This is a genomic window from Streptomyces sp. NBC_00637, assembly GCF_045161545.1.
Lineage (GTDB): Bacteria > Actinomycetota > Actinomycetes > Streptomycetales > Streptomycetaceae > Streptomyces.
Genome location: NZ_CP109046.1, coordinates 1 through 25,589 on the forward strand (window position 1 = coordinate 1; position 25,589 = coordinate 25,589).

Sequence of the window (25,589 nt, forward strand, 5' to 3'; positions counted from 1 at the left end):
TATGCAGCGCTGGCGCGCTGCATAGTGACGCCCTCCGCTTCGCTTCGGGCTACCCTGCTGACGCTCCGCAAGATTCCCCCGCAAGCAGGGGAATCTAATTCCGCAAGCGGAATTCTGAGTGTGCATCAATTCGCGCAAGCGCGAATTGATGGAATCTCGCAAGCGAGGTTCCCGAGGCTGGCAGTAAGGGGCGGGTGCATCGTGTGCGAGTCTGTGTAGAGCTTGGGATTCTCAGCCATCACCCCACAACGGATGTGACGGACTCTCAGCGTAACGAGGGGGCGGCCTCGCTGTAGTGACGGGTTCCGCTGCGCTCCACCCTGAACCCCTCCCCCGCTGTCTAACCTGTCCCAACATGTTCACGACTGACCTGCCAGCATACAGGGAAACCGGCTGTTCGTGGGTGGAGTTGAGCCATGTGCCACTCTCGGGAGTGGAGTTTGGGTACGGGGATGCATCACTAGTCGTAACTGTGTAGAGCCTTCGCCCGTGGGCAACCGCGTGAGGGACCAAAGCGCGTAGGGCCAGGAAGGCTCAGGCGTGGGCTGCGGCGGCTTGTGCGGCGAGTGCGGCCACCGGGGGCTTTCGGATGTCGGAGTGGGCGCCGGGGAAGGGTTTGCCCTCTACGTCGTTGATGACGGCGTCGGCGTCGACTCGGTAGAAGGTGCCTGGGGTGAAGGCGTAGTCCGTGCTGCCGTTGGCCGGCATGGTCCGGTCCTGTGACGGGTTCACCGCCTGGTATCCGTCGGCGCCCATGCCGCCCCAGCGTCCCGCGGTGGTGGCCTGTGTGTCCTGCTGGGCCAGGAAGGAGGCTCTCGGGTACCACACGCCGACCGCCCAGTCGAAGGTGCTGAAGGTGGCGACCAGCGGGCCGTGTACCCGGTCCGCGAAAGTGTGCAGTGCGCCGGGGCTGCCGAAGGGGTTGTCCTGCTCGTGTGCGAACGACCAGTGGGAGAAGGCCCCTTGCAGGAGCAGCAGTGAGGCGACCGGGCTGTTCTGGGGGGTGCTGATGCCGGACAGGGCGAAGGAGACCAGCCGGGCGCCGAAGCTGTGGCCGATCAGGTGGACGCGCAGGGAGGGCGAGCGGGTGTGCAGGGTCTGGAGCAGGGGTCCCAGTCCGGCGCGGCCGATGTCGCCAGCGCGGGCTTTCATGATCGTGTAGGAGAGGACGCGCAGGGCGTCCTTCGCGCCGTTGACGGCGTGGCCGAACCAGTCGCCGATGCCCTGGGTAGCGGAACCGGGCGGTGCGGTGCCGAAGGCTTCGGCGGCGGCCAGGTATCCCGACGTCGGGTCGTCGGTCAGGAGCAGCGCGGTCTCGCCCGAGTCCTCGAATTCGTCATCGGGTGGTGGCGGCGGTACCAGTGATGTCAGGTGCTGGTGGATCTGCCGTAGCCGTTGTTCCTTCTGCGCGTCGGATTCGTCCGAGTCGATGGCGGCTGCCGCCGCCTGGTCGATGAGTTCGCCGATCTTTTGTACGGTCTGCTGCTGCGCCGGGTCGGTGAACCCTTGTTGGAGGGAGGTGGCGATCTGTGTCCCGGTGAGTGCTGCCGTCCCGGCGTCGAGGTCTACCGTGGCGCCGTTGCCTGCCTGTGCGGCGCCGGCTGTTGCCGGTGGGGTGGCCGGTGTCGGTGGGAACCACAGGGAGGGCCACAGGAGGCCGGCGAATCCCGCCTTTCCGAGGTTCGCGGCGCCGGTCGCGGCGTGCTGGATCATGGGGAACATGGCGTCGTAGAGTTCGCCGGCCGCCTCCTGTGACGTGCTCCAGCCGTGGCTGAAGCAGAAGAGGTCGTCCACGCCTTGGGCGATGACCTGGTCGAGGAAGTCGTCCTCGGCCGGTGCCGTGAGCCGGCCCTTTTCGTCGAATGCGAGGTTCCACACCGGTGCGGCGGTGGTCGGCTGCGCCATGGTCTTGGCCCCTTTTCGTCAGACGTTCGCGAGCATGCGCATCAGGTCGACCAGGCCTGCTCCCTGCGCGTAGCGTTCCCGGCCGATGTCGGTGGCGCTGTCGGTGAGCAGGCGTTTGACCTGCCGGGGCCGGCCGATGAACTCGGGGCGGGCGGAGAGGAACGCCGCGATGACGCCGGAGACGTGCGGCGCTGCCATGGAGGTGCCGGACTGTTCGGCGTAGGTGAGCCGGCTTTGCGGGAGGGGGTCTCCTGGTGCGGGGTTCAGTCCGGCTGTGGCTCGGACCTTGCCGCTGGCGGCCGAGGCGATCCATTCGCCGGGTGCCACGACGTCCGGTTTCATCCGTCCGTCGAGGGTGGGTCCTTTGCTGGAGGTCCAGGTGACGCCGAAGGTGTGCGGCGCGTCGCGGTGGGTGGAGCCGACGGCGATGCAGTCCTCGGCGTGCGCCGGTTCGGTGATCGAGCCCAGGACGGCGGAGGTGTTGGCCAGGTCCGCGGTGGCGGTGCGGGCGCCGTAATTGCCCGCGGAGACGACGACCACCACGCCGGTGGCGACCAGTTGGTTGACGGCCTGGCACAGCGGGGACTGGCCTGCGGCGTACTGATCGGGCTGCCATTCGGCGCCCAGGCTCATGTTGACGCCGTGTACGCGCAGGACGCCGGGGTCGACGTTGACCTCGTTGCGCAGGTAGGTCAGCGCGTGGATGACGGCGCTGGAGGAGGTGACCCAGGTGCCCTGGCGGCTGCGCCGCATGACCTTGATGCTGACCAGTTCGCAGGCGGGCGCCATTCCGGACAGTGTGCCGACGTGGGCCCGCTGGACGTAGCCGCCGTTGCCGGGGTCGTCGGATTCCGCCACCCGTGGTGTCATGCCGTCCGGGGTGCAGCCGGAGATGATGCCGGCGACGTGGGTGCCGTGTCCGTTCTCGTCCGTCAGGGACGGCGGCAGGTTCGGGTCGTCCGGTCGGTCGGGTTCCCTCGGGTCTTCGGGGTTCACGAGGAAGCTGAAGTCGCGGTGCAGTTGGCTGGTCAGTCCCTGTTGCGGGTTTTCCTCGCGGCCGGCGGTGGCGAGTTCCAGTTGCGAGAAGTGGGGGTGGCCGGCGTCGATTCCGCTGTCGATGACGGCCCAGACGATGCCGTGGCCGCGTGCGTCGTAGGAGTGCCAGGCGGCGTTGGCTTTCACCGTGGGCGCGGAGCGGTCGATCTGGGGGTGGAGCGGGTAGTCGGGCCATACCCGGAAGATGACCGGGGGCCGGTGGCCGTGCTCGGCGAGGCTGCGGTCTCTTTCCACCAGGTCACGCAGTACTACGCGGGACAGGACGCACTGGTACAGCTTCGGTGCGATGAGCGCGAGGCCGTGGGGAACGGGTGGCTGGACGGGGCTGGCCGACGTGATCTCCTCGGGCCACCAGCCGCCGGCCGTCTCCGCGTAGCTTTCCCACAGGCCGTAGAAGGCTTCGCGGACCGCGAGCAGGCCTCCGGGGTACAGCACGTTCAGTTCGATCAGCATCGGGACCCGCTGGTGCGGGTCGCCCGGGGCAGTTGCCGTGTCGCCGTCGGGGGTCGAGGGCAGATTGAGGTCGCCCACGATGGGGGATCTGAACGGGCCCGCGGGCTCGTGCATCATGACGGTGCCCTTTCTTCTGACGCCAGAAGCGGGCGAAATGCCGTTACGTTACAGCGAATTGGCGCTTTCTGGCGGCAGCGGCGGCAAAAGCGGCGAGTGCGGTACGGAGCCCGGGGCGGTGATCTTCCCGAAGGGGGACGGGCTGGGCCGGGGCCGGTGAAGCCGGGGTTTCCCTGCCGGATGGATGCGGCGCAGGGAGTGTCGGCGTCCTGGCTATTACTCGCCGAGGTGATGTTATATATATGGGAATTATCGGCCGGGGTGATGGTCGTCGCAAATCGGCTGAAGCAATGTTGACGGTGTGACTTTCTTTGTCACCGTCATCGCCTTCAACTCCGCCCGCGGCAACGAGGACGGCTTCTCCCGCCGCGCCCGCGCCGTCCTCACCCGCGAGGTCCGCGAGATTGCGGGCCCCCGCGCTCTGCAGGCCCGCGCCGACGTCGTCACGCGTCCTCCAGCCGGCCGGCCACCCGACTGCCCGCCTGCCTTCCGAAGGCACTGCGCCGGCAGGTCGCCGGCGGGGCCGCCTTGCGCCGTAGGGGCGGGCGGGTTCAGGGCCGGGGCCGCCCGACGCCGAGGTAGGCGTAGGCGAACGTCTCGCCCGCGCGCGGTGCCCGGGTCCAGGACCCGGTGGTGAAAGTGCGGAGCCTGCCCCGGGTCAGCGCGAAGCGGGGCAGCGAAAGCCCGAGTTCGGTGTGCAGGGCCTGCAGGACACGTCGTTCGCGGTCCGCTTCGGTGTCGTCCGGGCGCGACAGCCGTGCGGGGTCCAGGGCCTCGGGGATCGTGCCGGAGCGCTCGATCTGCGGACCGCGCACGGTGAACGCGTAGAGCTCCTCGCCCTGTTCGGCCACCGACAGGTGGAACGCGGCCGGGCGGCCGCCCGGCGACGAGTGGTTCGGGTCGCGCCACACCACCACCGCGCGGCCCGGGCTGCCGGACGAGGAGGCGGCCGCGGCCGGGGAAAGGAACAGCTCGTTCAGGTGACGGGAGTGGCCGCCGAAGGCGAAGGCCCATCCTTCGGCGGTGCGGCCGGCGGCCACCACTGCCCGGTCCTCCCATAGTTGGGCGCCTTCGCGGGGTCCGGGCGCGCGCCGGAATGTCTCGCGCGGATCAGTGGGCGCGCTCAGTTCGGCGCCTTCCTCTCCGATCAGGGCGGGCAGGCGGGCGGGGTCGATGCCCTCGACCCAGACACAGCGGTATCCGTCGAGCGGGCGCCGGTCTGGTGCAGGCTCACTCAGCCAGGCGAGGCCCGGCGGGTCGAGGTCGGGCACCGGCTCGGGGGTGGGTCCTCTTTCCCCGGCTCGCGGCGTCGCGAGGATTTCCCGTCCGCGTTCCGCGGTGATCAGCGGGCCCAGGACGGGGTCGGCGAGCAGGCCGACCGGGGCGATGAGCAGGGGTCCGGGTGCCTCCCAGAGCGCGAGCGCGTCCCGCAGTGTCCGCCAGGCGGCGTCGGTCGCCCCCCATCGGGCCGCCTCACGTGCGTCGGCGACTGCCCGGCCCCACCGCGCCGGGAGGGGCGTAGCGGTGGGTGCCGTCGCGCATCGCGTCCAGGACGGCTTCGGCGCTTTCACGGGCGACGCCGCGGGCGCTCATCATCGCCAGCCAGTGGTCGTCGTCGCCCAGCCGCCCTTCACCGCGTGCCGGCGACATGGCCTGCAGGGGCAGGATTTCGGGCAGGTAGCGCGGGTCGGCCACCAGGAGGCCGTAGTCGCGCGGGGCCGGCAGCTGGCGGAGCTGGTTCAGCAGGACGGCGCTGCGTGGCCGTCCGAAGGACAGCGCCTCCTCGAGCAGGGGCAGGGCCTCTTCGTGCCGTCCGCGCAGGGCCAGCAGGCGGGCATCGTCCACATGGGCGTCCTGAGCGCGCGTGGTCGCGTTGACGAAGTCGTCCCGGTCCGCCCGGTCGCGGTGGAAGCCGCGGTACATGGCCTCCATGTACGCGCGGAACGAGGGGTAGCGGTCGGGGAATTCGCCGCTCCAGCCTTTGTAGACGTAGAGCGCCCACTCGCCGTCCGTGTCGCTGTCGCCCGGGTCGAGCAGGGCGTGCGACATGTCGGAGTCCGTCTCCAGCCGTAGCGCCCGCTGCCACATGCCGGCCAGTACGACGTCCTCCTCGCGCGGGTGGTCGCCCAGATTCTGCTCGTAGAGCGCGCTCATGTCGTACGGGTCCTTGAACCAGTCGATGTCCGCGGCGCCGCCGAGTCGGTAGACCCCGGCCGTCTGGTCGACGTGCCATCCGTCGCTCAGGGCCAGGAACTGCCGGTAGGAGGGCGGCAGTCGGCGGCCCAGCCGTTCCTCGGCGGCGGCGATCGCCGGCTCCTTCGCTCCGGGCCTTGCCGGGCCCGGGCCGGGGCGGACGGCCACCTGCCCGCCGTCGTCCACGTCCGCGTGCGGGTCCGCGTGCGCTTCCTCGTCCGCGTCCGTGCGCGGGAGCCACTCCGCCTGCCAACGTCCCAGGAACTCGTGCCAGTCGAAAGATTCGCCACTCATGGCCGGATGCTGTCACCCGGCACCGACAACGGCGCTCTCCCCCGGGCTCACCGGTGAACTCCCGCTGCCGCCACCATCGTTCGTGCCTGCGTGCTCGGCCCGCCGGGTGACCGGCGTGCGCATGTGTGCCTCGTGTCCGACGGCATCGGGGGTACCCGGGGCGGTATGCCGAAGTGGATGAGGAATGCGGGCCTTGTACTGGTGTTGTACGGGCTGTTGGCTTTGATGATCCGGTTCGCGGGCGGTGGGATCGGCTGGGGCTGGCCGCTGGCGGCTGCTGTGGTGGCTACGCCGCTGGTGCTGTGGATGGTGTGGTTGCGCCGCCGCATGAGGGAGCAGGCGCAGGAATGGGGGCGTCGCAGGTTCCGGCCGTGGCCCGAGGAGCGGCGTCGCTGAGTCGCCGGATGGGAGACGTGTCCGTGGCGGCGGAGCCGGGCGGCCCCACCGGGGCCCCGTGCGGTGGTCGGGGCCGAGGTGGGTGCTGCCACTGTGGCGGGCCGTCGATGTGGTCAGGTGGCTGCCAGGAGGATGGCTGTGTAGTGGGCGGTGAAGGCGGCGATGGTCAGGGCGTGGAAGACCTCGTGGAAGCCGAACCAGGCCGGTGAGGGGTCGGGGCGTTTGAGGCCGTAGACGACGGCGCCCGCGGTGTAGAGCAGGCCGCCGGCGATGACGAGTACGAGGACCGCGGTGCCGCCGGCGTGCGCGAAGTCGGGCAGGTAGAAGACGGCCACCCAGCCCAGGGCGAGGTAGCAGGGGGTGTACAGCCACCTCGGGGCTCCGATCCACAGGATGCGGAAGGCGATGCCGGCCAGCGCGCCTGCCCACACCATGGCCAGCAGGACCGGTTGCCGGTTGGCGGGGAGCAGCAGCACCGCCAGGGGGGTGTAGGTGCCGGCGATGATCAGGAAGATGTTCGCGTGGTCGAGGCGGCGCAGGACGGCTTCCCCGCGTGGGCCCCATGTGCCGCGGTGGTAGACCGCGCTGGTGCCGAACAGCAGGCAGGCCGACAGTGCGTACACCGAGCAGGCCGCCACTGCCGCGGCCGAGCGTGAGACGGCGATCAGGACGATGCCGCCGGCCAGGGCGAGGGGGAACACGCCGGCGTGCAGCCAGCCGCGCATCCGTGGTTTCAGCGCGGCCGCCGCGCGTTCCATCCCGCCTTCCGGGCCGGTGGCCGTCTGTGCGGCGGCCGGCCGGCCGGTTGCGGCGGTTGGGTCGGCCGCCGGGGGGTGGGGGGTGTCGGGCGGGGTGCCGTGGTCGGGGCTGGGGCCCGGCCGGGTTTCGGGCTGGGGGTCGCGTCCGTGGACCGGCGGCTGGGTGTCTTCGGCGATCATGCGCTCTTATTCTGAGGTCGGCTGGAGTGGCGGCCCGGCGCGTCGCCGGGGGACGGACCGTGGGTCAGATGCCTGCCGTGGGGCGGTCGGCGGCGCGGCGGTGTTCGGCGTTGAGGCGCTGGGCTTCTTCGAGCTGGTCTTCGAGGATGATGATGCGGCAGGCGGCCTCGATGGGGGTGCCGTGGTCGACGAGTTCGCGGGCGCGGGCGGCGATGCGTAGTTGGTAGCGGGAGTAGCGGCGGTGGCCGCCGGCGGAGCGCAGCGGGGTGATGAGGCGGGCTTCGCCGATGGCTCGGAGGAAGCCCTGTGTGGTGCCGAGTATCTCGGCGGCCCGGCCCATGGTGTAGGCGGGGTAGTCGTCGTCGTCGAGACGGCCGTAGGAGTCGTCTGCTGTCACTTGCACCTCTCTGTGAACGCGTAGAGGGGCCCTGGCGCCGTGCGGCGCCAGGGCCCGAAGGAACTGTTCCACCATCTGCCGGCCCTGTTACTGCGCCGGCCTTGTGTTTCCGCATCTCCGAGTGGACTGCTGCCGGGGATGCCGGGATCGCGGTTGCGTGACCGGAGACCACCTCGCTGTGCTGTCGATGTCCTGCGGTACCCGGGTTGAAGGCTTTCGCCCGGGCGATCCTGATGGCGTTTCGGTTCCTCCGTTCTTCCCTCGGTGATCGACTGCTTGCCTGACGGGGACTGCGTACTGCTGGTACCGCGTACTGCTCACCCGACGTCGCCGCCGGGTCTTGCGGACTTCCCTTACGGGTAGGGCTACCGCGGTGGTGCCGCCCGGCAGTTCGTGTCTGCCGGGCCTTTCGTCCTCTGTGGGCTACGAGAGAAACCATAACCAAGCCAACAACCAATGTCTACTCTCGTCACCATAGATTTTCGGATACAGGGTAGTGAGGTATGGTCTCGGGCGATGTGCTGGAGGGCGGCGTCGGACGAAGCCCTGCGGGCCGGGACCGAGGAAGAACTGGGAGGGGGCGATGGACACCGGTTGGCGCACGCGCGGCGCGGATGCCGCGGCCCTGCCCCTGCTGCTACCGGGGACGGCGGGCGGTGACGTGTCCTGCGGGGCCGTCGTCGGACAGGGTGATGCGGGCCGTGATGCGCTTGCCGCCCGGTTCCCGCTCGATGAGCAGTTCCTCGGCGACGGCCTTGACGATCTCCAGGCCGTGCTGGCCGATCCTGCCGGGATCCGCGGCCCGGACGGCGGGCACGGCGGGAGCGCTGTCGCGCACGACGACGTCCACGGCGTGAGCGTTGATGCGCAGTTCCAGCAGGACGGGGCCGGGAGCGTACTTGCGGGCGTTGGTGACCAGCTCGCTGACCACCAGCTGGGTGAGGTCCCGCGCCCGGGCCGTCACCGGCAGGTGATGCTCGGTGTGGGCCCGGTCGAGGAAGGCCACGGCGTGGTGGCGGGCGGTGGCGATGCAGGCGTCGTCTCCGCCCAGGGCGTAGCCGGCGCGCAGCAGGTGGTCGTCCGCCGCCGCCGTACAGCCGTCACCGTCGGCATGAGATCCCACGTGTTCGCCCTCACTCCGCCCGTTCACGCGCGCCACTACCCTCGACGGCGTCATGCATGCCACCGGGGACACCGTCCGCCGCAGCCGTCCTGGCCCCTGACGGCACAGCGGTGGAACACCATCGTCCGGACACGCCCTGTGCGGGCAAGCCTAGGCGTAGCCGAGGAGACATGAGCAACATCCACAAGGAAGACCGGCCCGGCCGGTTCTCCGTCCGGCCCGAAGTGGTCGACGGCGTCCTCATCGTGACCGTACGCGGCGAGATCGACCACGACGTCAAGGCAGTCCTCGGCCAGGCGCTGATGCCCGAGGACGACACCACGCCGCCCCGGATCGTGGCGGACCTCAGCAACGTGACCTTCATGGACTCCAGCGGCATCAACGTCTTCGTCAACGCCCACCGGCGGGTGAGCGACGCCCAGGGGTGGCTGCGCATCGCCGGTGCGCAGGAGTCCGTCGTGCATCTGCTGCACCTGGTCGGGATCGACGAGATCATCACCTGCCACCCCACCATCGAGCAGGCCCTGAACGCCTAGCCCCGCCCCCACCCGGGCCCGGGTGCGGCGCCGTTCGGCCCTGCGGCTCTGCGGCTCTGCGCCCGGGCTTTCCGGAGTGAGCGGGGTCAGGCCGTCGGGACCCGGCGGGCTTGCGCCGGGGTTTCGGCCTGCGGTGCGGTGAGCGGTCCGCCGCCCGCGTCTCCGCGGTCCGTGAGGCCTGCGAGGAGGGCCAGGCCGAGGCCTGCGGCGGCGAGAGCCGCGCCGACCAGGGCGGGCGAGGCCCAGCCCCAGCCGGCCGAGATGGCCAGACCGCCGAGCCAGGCACCGCCGGCGTTGGCCAGGTTGAAGGCGGAGTGGTTGGAGGCCGCCGCCATCGTCGGGGCGTTCTTCGCCTTGGCCATGAGCAGCATCTGCACGGGCGTGGTGACCAGGGCGCCCATCGCGCCCATGACGGCGAGGGTCACCAGGGCGGCGACGGGGCTGTGGACCGTGAAGTAGAACGTCACGAGCGACGCGCCCAGCAGGGCCAGTCCCCCGTACAGCGTCGGGCGCAGGGCACGGTCCGTCAGCGGGCCCGCGATCAGCGTGCCCAGCGTCATCCCCGCGCCGTAGAGGGCCAGGACCCAGGTGGTGGAGGAGTCGGAGAAGCCCGTCAGATGGGTCAGGATCGGCACCAGGTAGCTGTAGACGGCGAAGAAACCGCCGAACCCCACGACGGCCGTGGCCAGGCCCAGGGCGACCTGCCTGTTGCCCATCGCCCGCAGCTCGTGCCGGATGCCGGCCCGGCTGCCGCGGGGCTGCTCGGGGACGAAGGCCGCCAGCGCCGCCAGCGCGACGAGACCGATGACGGCGACGGCGCAGTAGGCGTACCGCCAGCCCAGCTGCTGTCCCAGAGCCGTACCGGCCGGAACCCCGACGATGTTGGCGATGGTCAGACCGAGGAACATCCTCGACACGGCCCGCCCGGCCCGCTCGGGGGCCACCAGCCGGGAGGCCACGACCGCGCCCACCCCGAACAGCGCTCCGTGGGGCAGGCCCGCCAGGAACCGCGCGGCGAACAGCAGTCCGAAACCGGGAGCCAGGGCGGAGGCGACATTGCCGGTCACGAACAGGGCGGACAGCAGGAGCAGGAGCCGTTTGTGGCTGATGCGCGCGCCGATGCCGGTCAGTACAGGGGCGCCGACGACGACGCCGAGCGCGTAGGCCGAGACGATGTTGCCGGCGTGCGGCACGGACACGCCGACCCCGTCGGCGATCTGGGGCAGCAGCCCCATCGTGGCGAACTCGGTCGTACCGATACCGAACGCGACGAGGGCAAGGGCCAGCAGGGCCAGTGGCATGGAGCGGAAGTACCTTTCACGGGCGGCGGTCCGAACGACGGAGCAGGCGGGACCAGGGTCCGTGCCGCTCCTGTGGCCAGTCGCGCCGGCCACCGTCGCCCGGTGCGCCCCCCGGGACAGGGAAGGCCCACAAGCAGTGCAGCGGCGGCGCAGGCTCACGCATTCCAAGATCGGCCGACAGGAATCATGGCCTGCGTCACACGCCGGGAGCCGTGGGCCGGCCGCCGGCGGGGCAGGGGCCGGTGAAGAAGCGGTCGTGAAGAAGCAGTCGTGAAGGGGCGGTCGCCTACGCGGCGAAAGGCTCTGCGGGGCTTCAGCCGGACGATCGTCCCCGCAGGCTATAGGTGAGGCCCGGGGACACTGTCCCCTTCACGACCACGCCCCGGACAACACGGCCGGCCACGGCGGCATTCCCGCCCCGCCCACCGGCCGGGCTCCCGGGTGGGCGGGCTCCCGTCCCGGCTCGGGGGGAACGGGACGGGAGCCCTACCGTCGTCTTCCCTGCCAGGCGGCCGTACGGATGCGTCAGACGTGCCGCGCTCGGCGGGACCGGACCGGACCGCACCGGCTCCAGGCGTCACCGGGCCGTGGCTGGAGAGGCTGCGGACCCGCCGTGCCGGCCTCACGGCCGACGGTGTGCGCCGCAGCTGTCGAAGCCGGCGGTGTGCGCCGCGTCCGTCGCCGTGCCGACGCAGCCGCGCAGCCGCCGGCGAGTGGCTGTGGCTGTGGCTTCATACGGTGCGTTCCATGCAGAGCAGTTGGTCCCGTGTCTCCCATGAGTCGGCGGCGGTGAAGCCGAGCCGCTCGTACAGGGCGATGGCGTCTGTCCGCCATTTCCACACCGACAGCCGTACCGTGGCGACGCCGGTTTCCGCGGCGTGCGCGAGCGCGGCGCGGATGAGGCCGGAGGCGATGCCCCGGTTCCGGAAGGCCGGGTCGGTCCAGAGTCTTTTGATCTCCGAGCGTCCGTCGGCGGGAGCGGTCAGCACGAGGCAGCCCACGGCTGTGTCACCGCTCAGGGCCATCAGCACGGCATCGCCGGCGAACGCGGTCCCCGGGTCCGAGATCTCTGCCCGGTAGCGGTCCGCCAGCCCGTCCGCATCGGTGACGGCGACGCCCTTCTCGGCCTCCGTCCGCAGGTGGTAGGCGGTCAGCAACGCGGCCAGCCGGTCCGTCGCGGGGCCCTGACCCGGCCGGCGGACGATGACAACCTCGTGTCGATCGGTCACCGCGCCAGCATCACACGGTCTGTGCCGCAGACCGGAGGGAGCCCGTGGTCACGAGCCGGCGGCGCCCGAGGCCGGCTGCTCCCGGAGTCCCCAGCTGTGGATCCGCCTCGGGTGGACGCGGATCACCTCCTCGCTGAAGTGCGGGCCCAACTCGTGCGGTCCGGTGAGGAGTTCGGCCTCGCCTCGGATGTCCACGCCGCGCACCGTCCAGGGCCGAAGGCTCACGACGTCGTCCACGACGAGCGCGGCCTTCGGGTTCTCGCGGAGATTGCGCCACTTCTTCGTCCGCCCCATCGCGAATCCGCCGATGAGGATCGTGCCGTCGTCCTGGAGGAAGAACCCCACGGGATTGGCCTGCGGCTGCCCCGACGGGTCGACCGTCGCGAGGCGCCCCAGCCGCTGCGACACCAGGTACGCGCGTTCGGCCGCGCTGAATTCGGTCATGAAAGCAGCCAAGCAGGTCCCGGGCCGGGTGCGCATCGGGTCACCGACCTAGGTCCGGGGGCTGAGCCCGGGTCCGGCCTCGGGAAGGGAGCGGGCTGCCCGGTCCCTCCGGCAGCGCGGCGGGGCGGCGTGGCGTGTGTGCGTACGGCAGAAGGTGGCCGACGCCGTGATCCGCTCCAGTGTGTGGCCGAGCGGATGTGGGCGTTGCCGGTAGCGTGATCGCCTGCCGCGTGGAAGGTCCATGTGTCCGGCCGGCCCGTGCAGGGGATTGCGGGCGGCGAGCAAGGGGAGCGTGATGAGCGAACTGGCCAAGCCCAGGATCGAGGTTCCGGAGGGTGCCGCGCCCACCGAGCTGGCGATCCGGGACCTCGTGGTCGGGGACGGACCCGAGGCACGGCCGGGCAGGGTCGTCCAGGTTCACTACGTGGGCGTCACCTTCGCGTCCGGACGAGAGTTCGACTCGTCCTGGGAACAGGGCCGGCCGTACAAGTTCGCCGTGGGCGGGGGCAAGGTCATCAAGGGCTGGGACCGGGGAGTGAGGGGGATGAGGGTCGGCGGCCGGCGCGAGATCATCGTTCCCCCGCGTCTCGCCTACGGCAGACAGTCGCCCTCCGCGCTGATCCCGGCGGGCTCGACGCTGATCTTCGTCGTGGACCTGCTGACAGTCGTGGGCGGGCCCGCCAGGACGAGCCCCGGCGAAGCACCCCCCGCGTAGGCGGGGACGTCGGGGTAGGTGCCCCCGGGGCGACCATCGTGGTGTCCTGCCCTGCCGGCGCAGGCGGCTCAGATGTTCTCCGACGACGTTCGCGGGCGTGGGCCCCGGCTGACGTAGGCGGCGGTCCCGGCGGCGGCGAGCACGGCGGCGACCACGGCCGCGGGGCGGCTGTCGGGTGTCTGGGCCTGCCAGGTCAGCGCCTCCCCGGCCATGCCCGTGGCGGGGAGTGTCACCGCGCCGAGCGTCCATCCCAGAGGCAGGAACCACGAACGGGCCGTGCCGGCCGCGGCCGTTCCCGCGGCGGTCAGGCCCAGGAGGCCGGCCGCGTCGCGGACGACGCAGCCGAACGGCCCCAACCGCGTGCCGGTCGCCGACGTGGCCAGCAGGAGCACCAGCACGCAGGCCAGGGCCGTGGCCAGGTGGGACATCCGCAGCCATCCCCACGGCCTCGCCGCCGTGCGGTCCAGGGTGTCGTCCGGGCCGCCGAGCGTGGCGGAGACGACGGTCACGAGGAGGAGCACCGTCAGGACGGGGACGGTGGCGCCCGTCTCGCCGCTGTCGCCGAGGGCCGGCGCCGTCAGCCGCGCGAGGGCGGTGGCCGCGGCCGCCGCGCCGAGCGCCGCCGGCACCCGGCGCGAGCGGGCGTAGAGCGTCAGTGCTCTCATCGGGCGCTCCTGGTCAGGAGGTCGGTGGTGTCCTGGCAGGTGCGGGCGGCCTGGTAGACGGCGCGCACCCGGGCGCCGGCCTCGGCCGGTGGCAATGTCTTCAGTTGCCTCCAGAGCTTGGCGGCCTCGGGGTCGTCGGATTCGAGGCCCTCGGGGCCGGTGGCCGGCTCGCGGTCGAGCAGCCAGTAGGCGGCGGCGGTGGCGACCTGGAAGTTCCAGGTGTCCGCGCAGCCGGGAGGGCCGGTGAACACGGCGGTGAGCATCGCCGGTTCGAGGCGGCCCGGGTGGGCGAGGCGGCCGTGCCGGTCGACCGTGATCCTCATCAGCGCGGTGTCGGCCCGCGGCCTCGGTGCGGTGGGAGGGGAGAACGTGGTGGTGTCCTCGTGTGCCGTGACGAGCGAGGTGTTCGACAGCAGTTCCAGTGCGTGGCGGGCTTTGGGGGTCACCTCGGGCAGCAGCCCTTCGTGCGCCCGGCTGACGCAGACCCGTGGGGCGTCGTGGGTGCACACCAGTTCCTGGGCGGCCGGGTCGAGCGTCCCTCGGGCGTAGGCGTCGCCGGTCGGCACGACCAGGAGGGTGGCCGTCGCCCCGAGGGCCAGCGGCACCAGCGCGGCGAACGCGGACCTGCGGTGTCGGACGGCCAGGAGTACGACGCCGGCCGCCGCGACGGCGGCCGTCCAGAGCGCCTGGGCGAGGCTGACTTCGCCGTCGACGGTGTCGTAGTCGCTGAACATGCTCATCCCCATGGCCGGGGAGAACGCCGCCGTGACTCCGCCGTCCGGCAGGGTGTGCGGCGCCAGGACGAGCAGTACGAAGCCGGTCACGGCCAGTGCGGGGGCGGTGGCGAGTGCCGGTATCAGGCGTCCGACGGCCAGGCCGAGCCAGACCGAGGCGATCATCGCGATGAGTCCGACGGCCACGACGGCACCCGCCGCCGGCGGCAGGTAGCGTGCCGTGTCGGCGATCCGTGGCGCCGCCGCGAGGAGTGTGAGCAGGTAGGCGGCGAGAACGGTCAGGCCGGTCGTGACCAGGATCGGCACGATGCGCTGCGGTCGCGGGCGGGGCGTGCCGGCGAAGAGTTCGGCGACGTTCGCCCGGTGTTCGCGGTAGGACTGCCAGGCGCCGGCGGCCATCGCGAGGGGCGAGAGGACCGCGAGGTATTCGCGCTGGGTCATGACCAGTGCCATCCAGCCGCCGGACCATCGTCCGGCGGTGGCGTGGAGCACGAGGGTGCCGGCGGCGGCGATCACGAGCGCGGCGCCGAGAGCGGCCGACCGCCGCAGTTCGATGGCGAGGATGCGGTTCACGCGTTGCTCCGGTGCCGGCGCAGGAGTGCGGAGTAGCCGCGCTCGGCCGGGCTGTCGCCCGCGTCGCCCTGTCCGCCGCGGGCGATGAGATCGTCGGGGGTGCCCTGGAAGAGGAGCCGGCCTTCGTTGATGACGAGGACATCGGTGCAGGCGGCCACGACGTCCTCGACGAGATGGGTGCAGACCAGCACACAGGTGCCGGCGCCGAGGTCACGCAGCAGGTCGCGGAAGTCGAGGCGCTGTTCGGGGTCGAGGCCGACGGTGGGCTCGTCGAGCAGCAGCAGTTCGGGGTCGTTCACGATGGCCTGCGCGATGCCGGCCCGGCGCAGCATGCCTCCGGAGAGCGTCTTCATCCTGGTGTCGGCCTGGGTGGTCAGGCCCACCCGGTCGATCGCGCGTTGGACGGCGTCGGGTACCGCGGTTTCGGGCATTTCCCTGAGCCAGGCCATGTAGGCGACGAACTCGCGGACGGTGAACCGCGGATAGAAGCCGAACTGCTGCGGCAGGTAGCCCAGTTTGCGGCGCACCGTGCGCAGGTCGGTGCGGCCGTCGGCCTGGGTGCCGAGCAGTGTCAGCGAGCCGCCGGCGGGTGTGACGGCGGTGGAAAGTGCGCGTATCAGCGTGGTCTTGCCGGCGCCGTTGGGGCCGAGCAAGCCGTGGACGCCGGCTTTCAGGGCCAGGTCGAGGCCGTCGACGGCCAGGTGCCGGCCGGCCCGGACACGCAGTTCCTCCGCGTGGACGAGCCAGGGATGAAGGGTGGGGGCCGTTTCGGCAGCACGCACCGCTCGCATGGGGTCTCTCCTGTGGATAGGGGGTCAGTTGCCGCTGGTCAGGCGGCGCAAGGAGGGGGCGGTGAGCGGGGTGAGCGCGGCGAGGGCCACGGCGGCGACCGCCCACACTGCGGTGCTGCCCGGCTGCAGTACCGGGGACAGCGACCGGGTGGCCACGCTCGGCAGCAGGACGGCCGCGGACCAGGCCACGGCGAGGGCGATCGCCGCGCGCCGTACGCCGATGCGGGCGCCGAGCGCGAGGGTGGCGGCGGTGAACACCAGGCACGGCAGCAGGGTGAGGGCCAGTGAGGTTCCGGTGCTCGCGCCCGCCACCAGCAACGCCGGAAGCACGACGGCGAGTACGGCGAGCGTGCGCCGCAGCACCATGGCCAGGCCGGCCGCGGGGGTGGTGGCGATCTGTTCCCATGCCGGGTCGATCCGCCGGCTCCAGGCCACCGCCACACCGGGCAGCGGAGCCACCGGGGCCAGCAGCAGCACGAGTGAGGGCAGGCTGGGTTCGGCGACGTCGAGGAGCACGCCGCAGCCCAGCACCGTGACGGTCACCGCGAGCCAGGGCAGCAGCGTCCAGGCGAGCCAGCGCCGGTGCACGGCCGCGGCCCGGGTGCGGTGCCGGGCCGGTGGCGGGCTCGTGCCGATCGCCCGGTCGAGCGAGGCGGCGACGCGGTCGAGGAGGTCCGTCGTGGCGGGGGTGGCGTGTGCGGCGAGTTGCCCGCGGCAGCCGGCGCACGTGTCGAGGTGGACTTCGATCGACCAGAGCGCGGCGTCGTCGAGCCCGTGTCCGCCGTCCGCGTAGCGGGCCAGGAGCGTGGTGGTGGGGTGCGTCATGACAGTGCCTCCCGCAGCGCGATCCGGGCCCGCCGTGCGCGGGTCTTCACCGTGCCCTCCGGCAGGCTGAGCAGCACCGCCGTCTGACGGACCGACAGGTCGTCGAGGACCATCGCCTGCAGCACCTGCCGCAACTCCGGTGGCAGGCCCAGCAGCGCCTGTTCGAGGTTCTGGTCGACGCGGTGGGCCATCACCTCGTCCTCGGCGGCCGGCGCGGTCGTCTCCGGCGGGGCGGCGGCCGGCACCCGCTCCTGGCGGTCGCGCCGGCGGAACGCGTCGACGAGACGGTTCGCGGCGATCGTCCAGAGCCAGCCGACCGCGCTGCCGTCGGTCGCGGAGCCGGCGTAGCTGCCGGCTGCCCGCCAGACGGCCAGGTCGGTGTCCTGGAGCACGTCGGCGACGACGTCGTCGTCAGCGCAGCGGCGGCGCAGGCGCACCGCCAACCACGGCGAGGTACGCCGGTACAGCTCGTCGAACGCCGCCCGGTCGCCGCCGGCGACACGGCGCACGAGTTCTGCCTCGTCGAGGTCTGTCTTGCCTTTCACGCTCAGGAAGACGACGCGAGTCTCGATTCAGGTTCTCGAGCGGTCCGGCGGCGGGCTTCACCACCGGCCGGCCCGCATCCGGCGATTGATCAGGTCGGGCCACGCCGATCACGCCGGACGGTGGATCCTGGCGCTTCGTGCGCCGGTCGGCCGGGCGGGGTGGGAGGGGCGGGAGCGGCGGCACGGTGCCGTTTGCCGGACCGGCAACAAAAGTGGCAGGCCGGGACGCGGTGGGCGACGGTGGGCCGGTGACCGACAACATCGCAGCGCAACCGCCCGCGTCCGCCATCCCCTCGCCCGCCGGCGGATACGCCGGCGACCCCGCGGTGCGGGCGCAGTGGGACAACCGGTACGCCGAACGGCAGCAGTTGTGGAGCGGCCGGCCCAACGGCGCGCTCGTGGCCGAGGTCGCCGGGCTCACGCCCGGCCGGGTGCTCGACGTCGGCTGCGGCGAGGGCGCGGACGCCCTCTGGCTCGCGGGCGGCGGCTGGGACGTGACCGCGCTCGAGGTCTCGGGCGTGGCGCTGGAGCGCGCGGCCGCCCACGCCCGCGACGCCGGCCTCGCCGTTCGCTGGGTACACGCCGAACTCACCGAGGCGGCGCTCCCGCCGGCCTCCTTCGACCTGGTGTCCGCGCAGTACCCGGCCCTGCTGCGCACCCCCGACGCCGCGGCCGAGCGAGCGCTGCTCGCGGCCGTGGCGCCCGGCGGTGTGCTGCTGCTCGTGCACCACGCGGGGATGGACACCCGGCAGGCGCACGACAGCGGCTTCGACCCGGCCGACTACGTCTGGCCCTCGATGGTCGCCGACCGTCTCGACGACGGCTGGGAGGTGGAGGTGGACGAGCAACGGCCCCGCGTGGCACCGGACGGTGGCGCCGGCGCGCACCACACCGACGACCTGGTGCTGCGCGTGCGCCGGCTGCGCTGACCGAGGGCCGGTACCGCGTGCGGGTGTCGCGCGTGGGGGTGTCGCGCGTGCGCGGTTCTCGGGCGGGCCCGTCCCCCGTCCCGCCGCCGGGATCCGGCCAGGTGCGCGGGAGGGCGTGGCCGTGCGGGCGGCAGGCGGGGCCGGGGCGGGCGTGCGGGGGCGGGTGTGTCCGGGCCGGGGCACCGGTGGGATCCGGCCAGGCGGGCCGCTCGGCGGCGTCGCGCGGGCGGCGCCCGCCGATATCGTTGTCGCGCTCCGGGGTGCGGGAACGGTACAGCGATCGGGGACTCATGCTCGAGGTGCGTCTGCTCGGTCCGGTCGAGGTGTGGGAAGGGGACCGGCGGGCGCCGCTCGGTGGGGTCAGGCCCCTGGCCGTGCTGTCCGCGCTGGTCGTCCATCTCGGCCAGGTGCTCTCCACCGAGCGTCTCGTGGACTTCGTCTGGGACGAACAGGTTCCCGCGACCGCCGGCGCCCTGGTCGCCACCCATGTCTCCGCCGTACGCCGGGCGCTGGCCCGCGTCGGCGGGGCCGGGGCGATCCGGACCCGGCCGCCCGGCTACCTCGCCGAACTCGACCCCTGCCAGGTCGACGCCCGCCGCTTCGAGCAGCTGCTCGCGGCGGGCCGGGCCTCGGCCGGGCGCGGGCGCCCGCAGGAGGCCACCGACCTGCTGGCCACGGCGCTGGGCCTGTGGCGGGGCCAGCAGGCCCTCGAAGGGCTCGGCCAGTCGTTCGCCCGGATCGAGGCGGCGCGGCTGGCGGAGCTGCGGCTGATCACCCAGGAGGAGCGCTTCGGTCTCGAGCTGGAGCTCGGTCGCGCGGACCGTACGATCGCGCCGCTGCTCGCGCACGTGGCCGCCCATCCGCTCAGGGAACGGCCGTGCGGGCTGCTGATGACCGCCCTGTTCCGCACGGGCAGGGTCTCCGACGCCCTGCGCACGTATCAGCAGGGGCGCACGGCCCTGCGCGACGAACTGGGCATCGACGCCGGCCCCGAACTGCGGGCGCTGCACCGGGCGGTGCTGACCGGCGACACCGCGCTGCTGGGCGTGGACCCCCCGCCGCCGCCCCCGGCACCGGACGCCGCCGGCGGGGTGCGGGAGGCCGCCGGCGGTGCCGCACCGGCCTTCGGGACCGGACCGGGGACCCGGACGGGAACGACGGCGCGGACAGGGGCGCAGGCCGGACCGCGGGCGGGGGTGCGGGCGGGCCCCGCGCCGTCCCATGTGCCGCCCGACATCGCCGACTTCGTGGGCCGCGCGGAACAGATCGGCTGGGCCACCGCGCTGCTGCACGGGGCCGGCGAGGCCGGCCGTACCGCGCCGCCGATCGGGGTGATCTCCGGGCGTTCGGGGACCGGCAAGACGGCGCTGGCCGTGCATGTCGGTCACCGCAGCGCCGCGCTCTTCCCCGACGGCCGCCTGTTCGTGGATCTGCGGGCCGCCGACACCGCGCCGCTCCAGCCGGCCGACGCGCTGGCCCGGCTGCTGCGCGCGATGGGGGCCGATCCCGAGACGCTGCCCGGCTCCGTCGAGGAGCTGACGGGGCTGTACCGCACGCACATCGGGCACCGGCGCGTCCTGCTGATCCTCGACAACGCGGCCGGGGAGGCGCACGTACGGCCGCTGCTGCCGCCCGGTCCCGGCTCGGCGGTGCTGGTGACCAGCCGCCGCCGGCTGGTGGCACTGGAGGGGGCCGTCCATCTGGATCTGGCCGTGCCGGGCGGGGAGGAGGCGCTGGAGCTGCTGCGGCGCGTGGCGGGCGGGGACCGTACGGGCGCGGAACCGGAGCGGGCGGCCGAGATCGTCGCGCTGTGCGGACGGCTGCCGCTGGCCGTGCGGATCGCCGGGGCGCGGCTGGCGGCCCGCCCGCACTGGGCGCCGGGGCAGCTCGCGCGCCGGCTGCGCGACGAACGCCGCCGGCTCAACGAACTGCGCGCCGGGGACCTGGAGTTGCGCACCAGTCTGGAGCTCGGCTACGCCGACCTCGATCCGCAGGAGCGCCGGGCGCTGCGCCGGCTGGCGCTGCTCGACCTGCCCGACTTCGCGGGCTGGATCGCCGCCCCCTTGCTGGACATCGACGGCGAGGAGGCCGAGGAGGCGGTCGAACGCCTGGCGGACTGCCACTTCGTCGACGTGATCGGCGTGGACGACACCGGCCGCAACCGCTACCGCATCCACGACCTGGCCCGCGAACACGCCCGTGAGCGCTGCCTGTCGGAGGAGAGCATCGAGCAACGCGAGGCGGCTGTGCTGCGGTTGGTGGCCTGCTGGCTGGGGCTCGCCCAGAAGGCCGCCGCCCGGGGTCCGGGCGGTGCGGCCAGGTACTTCCCGGAGCCGGCCTGCGTACGCCCCCTCGGCGTCCCGACCGAGGAGGCGCTGCTGGAGCGCCCGGCGGCCTGGTTCGCCGCCGAACAGGGGTGCCTGCTGGCGGCGGTGGAGTACTGCGCCGGACACGGCATGGAACGGCCCGCCCGGGATCTCGCCGGGGCGCTGATGGCCGGTTCGGCCGCGCTGTACAACCAGTTCGACGCCTGGTCGCGTTCGCATGCCGCGGCCATGGCGGCGGTGCGGCGCGGCCGGGACGGTGAGGGTGAGGCGTGGCTGCTCGCCGGTCTGGGCCAACTGCGCTACGAACAGGACGAGTTCGAGGAGTCCTACGCCCGGTTCGGTGACGCCCTGCGGCTGTTCGAGGAGCGCGGGGGCCCCGCGGCGGGGGCGGCGACGGCGCTGGCGGGGATGGGCACGGCCCGGCGCGAGCAGGCCCGCTACGCCGAGGCGCTCCGGCTGCTCGACGCGGCGCTGGAGCGGTTCGGGCCCCGCGCCGACCGCGGCGCCCGGGCCCGCGTGCTGTACGGCATCGGGTACGTGCACCGGGAGCAGGGGCGCGGTGAGCAGGCAGCGGAGGCTCTGGGGCGGGCGCTCGAGCTGTACCGGGCGGAGGCCGACCGGCACGGCGAGGCGCTCACGCTGCGGTCGCTGGCCCTGTGCCACCGGGCGGAGGGCGCGCGGGCGCAGGCCGGGCGGCTGCTGCACGACGCGCTGCGGATCTTCGCCGGTCTCGGCGACACGTTCGGCGTGATGTACACCGAGCAGTCGCTGGCCAAGGTGGAGCTGCGGGAGGGCCGGCTGGAGGAGGCGGCCGGCCGGCTGCGCCGGTGCCTGGAGGTGGCCCGCGAGCGCCAGGACCGGTTCGGGGAAGCGCTGGTCCTGCGCACCTGGGGCGAGTGGCATCTGGCGGCCGGTGAGCCGGGTGGGGCCCGCGAGCCGCTGGAGGCGGCGCTGGCGGGCTGGGAGGCGCTGCGGCTGCCGCTGTGGCGGGCACGTACGGTCCGGGACCTGGCCCAGGTGTGGGCGGCGGACGGGGACCGGGCCCGGGCGCGGGCGGCCCGGGAGGAAGCGGCCGCCGTCTTCGCGGAGTTGGGCTGCCGGGAGGCGCAGGAAGGGGAGGGAGACGGGGACGGGGACGGGGACGGGTGATAGCCCGAGGCGGGGTGCGCGTGCGTGGCGGGGGCGCGAGCACGGCGGGCTGCGCGAGCGTGCGAGGTAGCCCTGGAGAGCGCTCGGCGGGGCCGGTTCCGCCCTCGTGGACAGCCGTGCGCCCTCGCGCGTGCGCCGTCCGCGACGCGGCCGCCGCGCGTGGAAGCCCGGGCACCGGGGCGCGCGGGCGGGCGGCTGCTTGCAGGCAACCTGCAGAGCATTTGCAGAGGGGCCGGTGACGCTGTTGCCGTGACAGACGACATCATCACGCTCTCGGACCCCAGGGTCGCCGCCGTCGCGCAGGACGAATGCGGTGAGCCCCTGGCCGATCTGCGCGGGTGCGGCTCCGTGTGGCTCGACCACCGGCAGGCCGACGACGACGGCAGCTACGCCCATCTGAGGTCGGGCGCGCTGCGCCGGCTGGTGCGGGCGCAGCGCCTGCTGCCGGCCGGTGTGCGGTTCCTGGTGGTGGAGGGGTACCGGCCGCCGGGCCTGCAGCGGCGCTATTTCGAGCAGTACGCGGCGACGATGCGGCGGGCGCATCCGGACGCGACACCCGAGCGGATACGGGAGCTGGCCAGTGCCTACATCTCCCCGCCGGAGGTCGCCCCGCACGTGAGCGGCGGAGCGGTCGACCTGACGCTGTGCAACCAGGACGGCCGCGAGCTGCCGCTGGGCACGGAGGTCAACGCGACCCCGCAGGAGAGCAGGGGTGCCTGCCGTACCGGGGCGGGCAACATCGGCGCCGAGGCGCGGGCGAACCGGGCGCTGATGGCCTGGGCTCTGACGGCGGCCGGTTTCGTCAACTACCCGACCGAGTGGTGGCACTGGTCGTACGGCGACCGGTACTGGGCCCTGCTGCGCAAGGCTCCGGCCGCCCGCTACGGCCCCGCCGCCCCGCCCGACGGCCTGACCCGCCCGACGGCCTGACCGCTGAACCGAGGGGGAAGAAGTGCAGATCGGCAACACGTCCTTCGGGACCGGCCGGCCCGGGCCGCGCGAACGATGCCGGGCGCTGACGGACCGCCGCCCGCACCGCGCCGGTGACCCGGCCGCGTTCACCCACTGAACGGTGTCGCACCTCCACGGGGGTGGGGTGCGACCCGGGTCCGTGCGTTCAGGCCGTCATGGCCGTCATGGCCGTCACGTCACCGGTGTTGCGGTGACCTCACGTCGACGAAGGAAGAGTCCCTTGAAGAACATCCGTACGCGCCGCCGGACGGGCGGCGCGCTCCTGGGCGCCGGTGTGCTGGCCCTGTCCGCGTGGTGCGGCGTGCCCGCCCACGCCGCGCCGGACGCCTCCTGCGCCGCACTCGCGCCGGGCGCCTCGGCCACCGCGCAGGCCGCCGTGTCCGCGGCCTGCGCCCAGATCGGCGTCTGGTACAGCTGGGGCGGCGGCCACGGGGCCACCCCGGGCGCCACCTACGGCTACTACGACGGCTCGGACCCGGACAGCCTGCACGACGACGAGCGCATGGGCTTCGACTGCTCCGGCCTGGTGCGTCACGCGTACTACCAGGCGACCGGCAAGGACCTGCTCAACGGCACGTCCGACGACCAGTTCCACAGCTCGCAGTCCTCCGCCCGGTTCTCCGCCGCGCAGGGCACCGGACCGCTGCTGCCGGGCGACCTGATGTTCTGGGGCAGCGGGCACATCCACCATGTCGCCCTGTACCTGGGCGACGGGCAGATGGTCGAGGCGTACGAGTCGGGTACCCGTATCCGGGTGGCGCCGGTGCGCACCGGCGGCGACTACGCGGGAGCGATCCGGGTCGACGGCTCCGGCACCCCGACTCCCCCGCCCGCGGGCGGCGGTGCGACGTTCGAGACCTGGGGCACCGGCGTGCGGACCCGTTCGGCGCCGAGTGTGCGCGCTTCGGTGGTGGACACCTTCGCCGGTCCGACCCAGGTGTCGGTCCAGTGCCAGGAGCACGCGGAATCGGTGTCCGCCGAGGGCTACACCAACGACGTCTGGTCCCGGCTGGCCGACGGCTCCTGGCTGACGAACATCTACGTCAAGGGCCCGGCCTGGCTGCCCGGGGTCGCGGACTGCGGCGGCACCGACGTCCCGCCGCCGGCCGCCGGCAGCACGGCGCACCAGACGTGGGGCACCGGTGTGCGCACGCACGGCGAGCCGAGCGTGAACGCCGCGGTGGTCGGCTACTTCGCGCAGCCGACCACGGTCAACGTGGTGTGCCAGGCCCACGCCCAGGAGGTGACCGCGGAGGGCTACACCAACGACGCCTGGTCCCGGCTGACCGACGGCTCCTGGCTGACCAACATCTACCTCAAAGGGCCGGCCTGGTTGCCCGGCGTCCCCACCTGCTGAACCAGCCCCCGCGCGTGCGTCACGCCGGGCGGGGCGTCCGCCGCAGGGGTCCGTCGTTGCCGGCCCCTGCCCGGCGGACGCCCTGCCCGGTACGGGCGTTGGGGGGCGTGCCGGCGGCACGGCGGTAGGCTGCACAGGTGACCGCTCTGCCGGAGGACCGGCCGCCGCCGATCGGCGAGGACGACCGCGACGCGGCCGTGCGGCGTCTGCGGGAGGCGTACGCCGAAGGTCACCTCTCGCACGGGGAACTGGACGAACGCCTCCACCGGGTGCTCACCGTCACGACGCGCGGCGAGCTCGCGTCGGCTCTGGCCTCGCTCCCGGCGGAGAACGCCGCCACCTCGTCCACGATCGCCGCCGCCGGCGGGCGGATTCGGCGGGGCGGCGCATGGCGGGTGCCTCGGTTCCTCAAGGTCGAGTCCGCGTTCGCGAGGGTGCGTCTGGATCTGTCCCGGGCGGTCATCGAGCATCCGGTGGTCGACGTCGAGCTGCAACTCGGCACCGGCGGGGCCCGGATCACCGTGCCGCGGGACGCGATCGTCGACTACGAGGGTCTGCACACCGGATGGAAGGACACGCGCTACAAGGCACCGCGCAGCGTGCGCCCCGGCGCCCCGACGATCCGGATCGGCGGGACCATGGGGTTCGGACGGTTGAAGATCCGCCACGCGCGGCGCTGAGGCCTCCTGCGGGAACCTGAGGAATCTCGCGGGACCCGGCCCACGGGGTCGTCGGCCTCCTTTTCGCGGCGGGCGTCGCGGCGGGAGGAACGGCGGGAGGAACGGCGTCGCCGTTCTCCTGCCACCCCGACCGCTCCCCCGCCGCTCCCGCCGCTCCGGGTGCCTCCGGGCCGGGCGGCGTCTGCGTGCCCGGGGCCTGCGGCAGGGCCCCGGGGGGTGGTTGACGGCCGGTCAGTGGAACTGGCCGGCCTCGTAGTCGCCGGCGGGCTGCCGGGCGATGATGTTCATCCGGTTCGCCGTGTTCATGAAGCAGATCAGAAGGGCCAGGGCGGTGAGCTGCTCCTCGTCGTAGTGCTGTGCGGCGCGTGCCCAGACCTCGTCGTCGACCCCGCCGGCCGCGTCCGCGACCCGGGTCGCCTGCTCCGCCAGCTCCAGCGCGGCGCGCTCGGCGCCGGTGAAGACGGTGGCCTCCCGCCACGCCGCCACCAGGTGCAGCCGTACCGAGGTCTCGCCGGCCGCGGCGGCCTCCTTGGTGTGCATGTCGACGCAGACGGCGCAGCCGTTGATCTGGCTCACGCGCAGGGCCACGAGTTCTTGTGTCGCGGCGGGCAGCGGCGATTCCTTGAGCGTCCTGCCCGCCGCCATGAGGTGCTTGAGGGCTTTGGCGGCGGTCGGGTCGGCGAAGTAGTTCAGGCGCGCGTCCATGGTGTGCTCCTCGATGCGGTGTCGGGTGGCTGTACCTCTGGGGACGAGACAGCCCGGCACCGTGTGACACGGCCGCCCGCGAACCGTGTCTCCGCGCGCGCAGAAGGGCCTCTTCGGGCGCCTTCGGAACGGGCGAGCGGCGTTACGGAACGCCGTTCATGCAGGTCGTCGTGGTGCAGGCCGGGGCTGGGGGTCGGGGCTGCGGCCGGGTGTGCCGGCGGCGGCGGTAAGAAGCCGTTC

The 25,589-nt window shown here is 73.2% G+C and carries 22 protein-coding genes and 1 pseudogene; 8 read left to right on the forward strand and 15 right to left on the reverse strand.

Annotated elements, in window-relative coordinates:
* Positions 1–534: 534 nt before the first annotated feature.
* From OG440_RS00005 to OG440_RS00015, 3 genes and pseudogenes are all read right to left on the reverse strand, one after another.
* On the reverse strand, positions 535–1,905 hold the full coding sequence (locus OG440_RS00005) for a hypothetical protein (RefSeq protein WP_406004723.1): 1,371 nt from the start codon (positions 1,903–1,905) through the stop codon (positions 535–537).
* Between the two features lie 18 nt (positions 1,906–1,923).
* Positions 1,924–3,531 (reverse strand): S8 family peptidase, encoded by a 1,608-nt coding sequence (locus tag OG440_RS00010; RefSeq protein ID WP_406004724.1) that lies wholly within the window; start codon positions 3,529–3,531, stop codon positions 1,924–1,926.
* A 551-nt stretch (positions 3,532–4,082) separates the two neighbouring features.
* Positions 4,083–6,018: pseudogene (locus tag OG440_RS00015) on the reverse strand (SMI1/KNR4 family protein).
* 165 nt (positions 6,019–6,183) lie between these two features.
* Between OG440_RS00015 and OG440_RS00020 the strand changes: the two are divergent.
* A complete protein-coding gene (locus OG440_RS00020; protein ID WP_406004725.1) occupies positions 6,184–6,414 on the forward strand; it encodes a hypothetical protein in 231 nt (76 codons plus the stop codon).
* A gap of 113 nt (positions 6,415–6,527) precedes the next feature.
* On the opposite strand, the gene OG440_RS00025 is transcribed toward OG440_RS00020, so the two are convergent.
* From OG440_RS00025 to OG440_RS00035, 3 genes are all read right to left on the reverse strand, one after another.
* Positions 6,528–7,352 (reverse strand): hemolysin III family protein, encoded by an 825-nt coding sequence (locus OG440_RS00025; protein ID WP_406004726.1) that lies wholly within the window; start codon positions 7,350–7,352, stop codon positions 6,528–6,530.
* Positions 7,353–7,416: 64 nt separating this feature from the next.
* On the reverse strand, positions 7,417–7,749 hold the full coding sequence (locus tag OG440_RS00030) for a MerR family transcriptional regulator (RefSeq protein ID WP_406004727.1): 333 nt from the start codon (positions 7,747–7,749) through the stop codon (positions 7,417–7,419).
* 637 nt (positions 7,750–8,386) lie between these two features.
* Entirely contained in the window at positions 8,387–8,872 is a 486-nt protein-coding gene (locus OG440_RS00035) for an ATP-binding protein (RefSeq protein WP_406004728.1), read from the reverse strand.
* A 170-nt stretch (positions 8,873–9,042) separates the two neighbouring features.
* On the opposite strand from OG440_RS00035, the gene OG440_RS00040 reads away from it, so the two are divergent.
* Entirely contained in the window at positions 9,043–9,408 is a 366-nt protein-coding gene (locus tag OG440_RS00040) for an STAS domain-containing protein (protein ID WP_406004729.1), read from the forward strand.
* A gap of 86 nt (positions 9,409–9,494) precedes the next feature.
* Here OG440_RS00040 and OG440_RS00045 read toward each other — a convergent pair whose 3' ends face one another.
* From OG440_RS00045 to OG440_RS00055, 3 genes are all read right to left on the reverse strand, one after another.
* On the reverse strand, positions 9,495–10,709 hold the full coding sequence (locus tag OG440_RS00045) for an MFS transporter (RefSeq protein ID WP_406004730.1): 1,215 nt from the start codon (positions 10,707–10,709) through the stop codon (positions 9,495–9,497).
* 731 nt (positions 10,710–11,440) lie between these two features.
* A complete protein-coding gene (locus tag OG440_RS00050) occupies positions 11,441–11,938 on the reverse strand; it encodes a GNAT family N-acetyltransferase (protein WP_406004731.1) in 498 nt (165 codons plus the stop codon).
* A gap of 48 nt (positions 11,939–11,986) precedes the next feature.
* Entirely contained in the window at positions 11,987–12,382 is a 396-nt protein-coding gene (locus tag OG440_RS00055) for a PPOX class F420-dependent oxidoreductase (protein WP_406004732.1), read from the reverse strand.
* A 295-nt stretch (positions 12,383–12,677) separates the two neighbouring features.
* Here OG440_RS00055 and OG440_RS00060 point away from each other — a divergent pair, with 295 nt between their 5' ends.
* Positions 12,678–13,097, forward strand: a complete 420-nt coding sequence (locus tag OG440_RS00060) for an FKBP-type peptidyl-prolyl cis-trans isomerase (RefSeq protein ID WP_406004733.1) — start codon at positions 12,678–12,680, stop codon at positions 13,095–13,097.
* Positions 13,098–13,165: 68 nt separating this feature from the next.
* Here the strand turns inward: OG440_RS00060 and OG440_RS00065 are convergent, their stop codons facing one another.
* Genes OG440_RS00065 through OG440_RS00085 form a run of 5 tightly spaced genes read right to left on the reverse strand, consistent with a single transcriptional unit; the run spans position 13,166 to position 17,230 of the window.
* A complete protein-coding gene (locus OG440_RS00065; protein WP_406004734.1) occupies positions 13,166–13,762 on the reverse strand; it encodes a hypothetical protein in 597 nt (198 codons plus the stop codon).
* The gene (locus OG440_RS00070; protein WP_406004735.1) at positions 13,759–15,069 is read right to left on the reverse strand and encodes a hypothetical protein; all 1,311 of its coding nucleotides are present in this window, start codon (positions 15,067–15,069) and stop codon (positions 13,759–13,761) included. Before OG440_RS00070 ends, OG440_RS00065 begins: the two co-directional genes overlap by 4 nt.
* Positions 15,066–15,860, reverse strand: a complete 795-nt coding sequence (locus OG440_RS00075; protein WP_406004736.1) for an ATP-binding cassette domain-containing protein — start codon at positions 15,858–15,860, stop codon at positions 15,066–15,068. Before OG440_RS00075 ends, OG440_RS00070 begins: the two co-directional genes overlap by 4 nt.
* Before the next feature lie 24 nt (positions 15,861–15,884).
* Positions 15,885–16,685, reverse strand: coding sequence for a zf-HC2 domain-containing protein (locus OG440_RS00080; protein WP_406004737.1), 801 nt, complete (start codon positions 16,683–16,685; stop codon positions 15,885–15,887).
* Positions 16,682–17,230: an RNA polymerase sigma factor gene (locus OG440_RS00085; RefSeq protein WP_406004738.1), complete on the reverse strand. Its 549-nt coding sequence runs from the start codon at positions 17,228–17,230 to the stop codon at positions 16,682–16,684. The genes OG440_RS00080 and OG440_RS00085 overlap by 4 nt, the downstream gene beginning before the upstream one ends.
* Positions 17,231–17,478: 248 nt before the next feature.
* Between OG440_RS00085 and OG440_RS00090 the strand changes: the two genes are divergently transcribed.
* The 5 genes from OG440_RS00090 to OG440_RS00110 all read left to right on the forward strand — a co-directional run bounded on the left by OG440_RS00090 (position 17,479) and on the right by OG440_RS00110 (position 24,644).
* Positions 17,479–18,159, forward strand: a complete 681-nt coding sequence (locus tag OG440_RS00090) for a class I SAM-dependent methyltransferase (protein ID WP_406004739.1) — start codon at positions 17,479–17,481, stop codon at positions 18,157–18,159.
* A gap of 290 nt (positions 18,160–18,449) precedes the next feature.
* Positions 18,450–21,635: an AfsR/SARP family transcriptional regulator gene (locus OG440_RS00095; RefSeq protein ID WP_406004740.1), complete on the forward strand. Its 3,186-nt coding sequence runs from the start codon at positions 18,450–18,452 to the stop codon at positions 21,633–21,635.
* Between the two features lie 249 nt (positions 21,636–21,884).
* Positions 21,885–22,565, forward strand: a complete 681-nt coding sequence (locus OG440_RS00100) for a M15 family metallopeptidase (protein ID WP_406004741.1) — start codon at positions 21,885–21,887, stop codon at positions 22,563–22,565.
* A gap of 262 nt (positions 22,566–22,827) precedes the next feature.
* Entirely contained in the window at positions 22,828–23,964 is a 1,137-nt protein-coding gene (locus OG440_RS00105; protein WP_406004742.1) for an NlpC/P60 family protein, read from the forward strand.
* Positions 23,965–24,101: 137 nt separating this feature from the next.
* Positions 24,102–24,644 (forward strand): DUF1707 domain-containing protein, encoded by a 543-nt coding sequence (locus OG440_RS00110; RefSeq protein ID WP_406004743.1) that lies wholly within the window; start codon positions 24,102–24,104, stop codon positions 24,642–24,644.
* A gap of 231 nt (positions 24,645–24,875) precedes the next feature.
* Here OG440_RS00110 and OG440_RS00115 read toward each other — a convergent pair whose 3' ends face one another.
* Complete coding sequence (locus OG440_RS00115) at positions 24,876–25,349, reverse strand: carboxymuconolactone decarboxylase family protein (RefSeq protein WP_406004744.1); 474 nt, start codon at positions 25,347–25,349, stop codon at positions 24,876–24,878.
* Between the last annotated feature and the right edge of the window lie 240 nt (positions 25,350–25,589).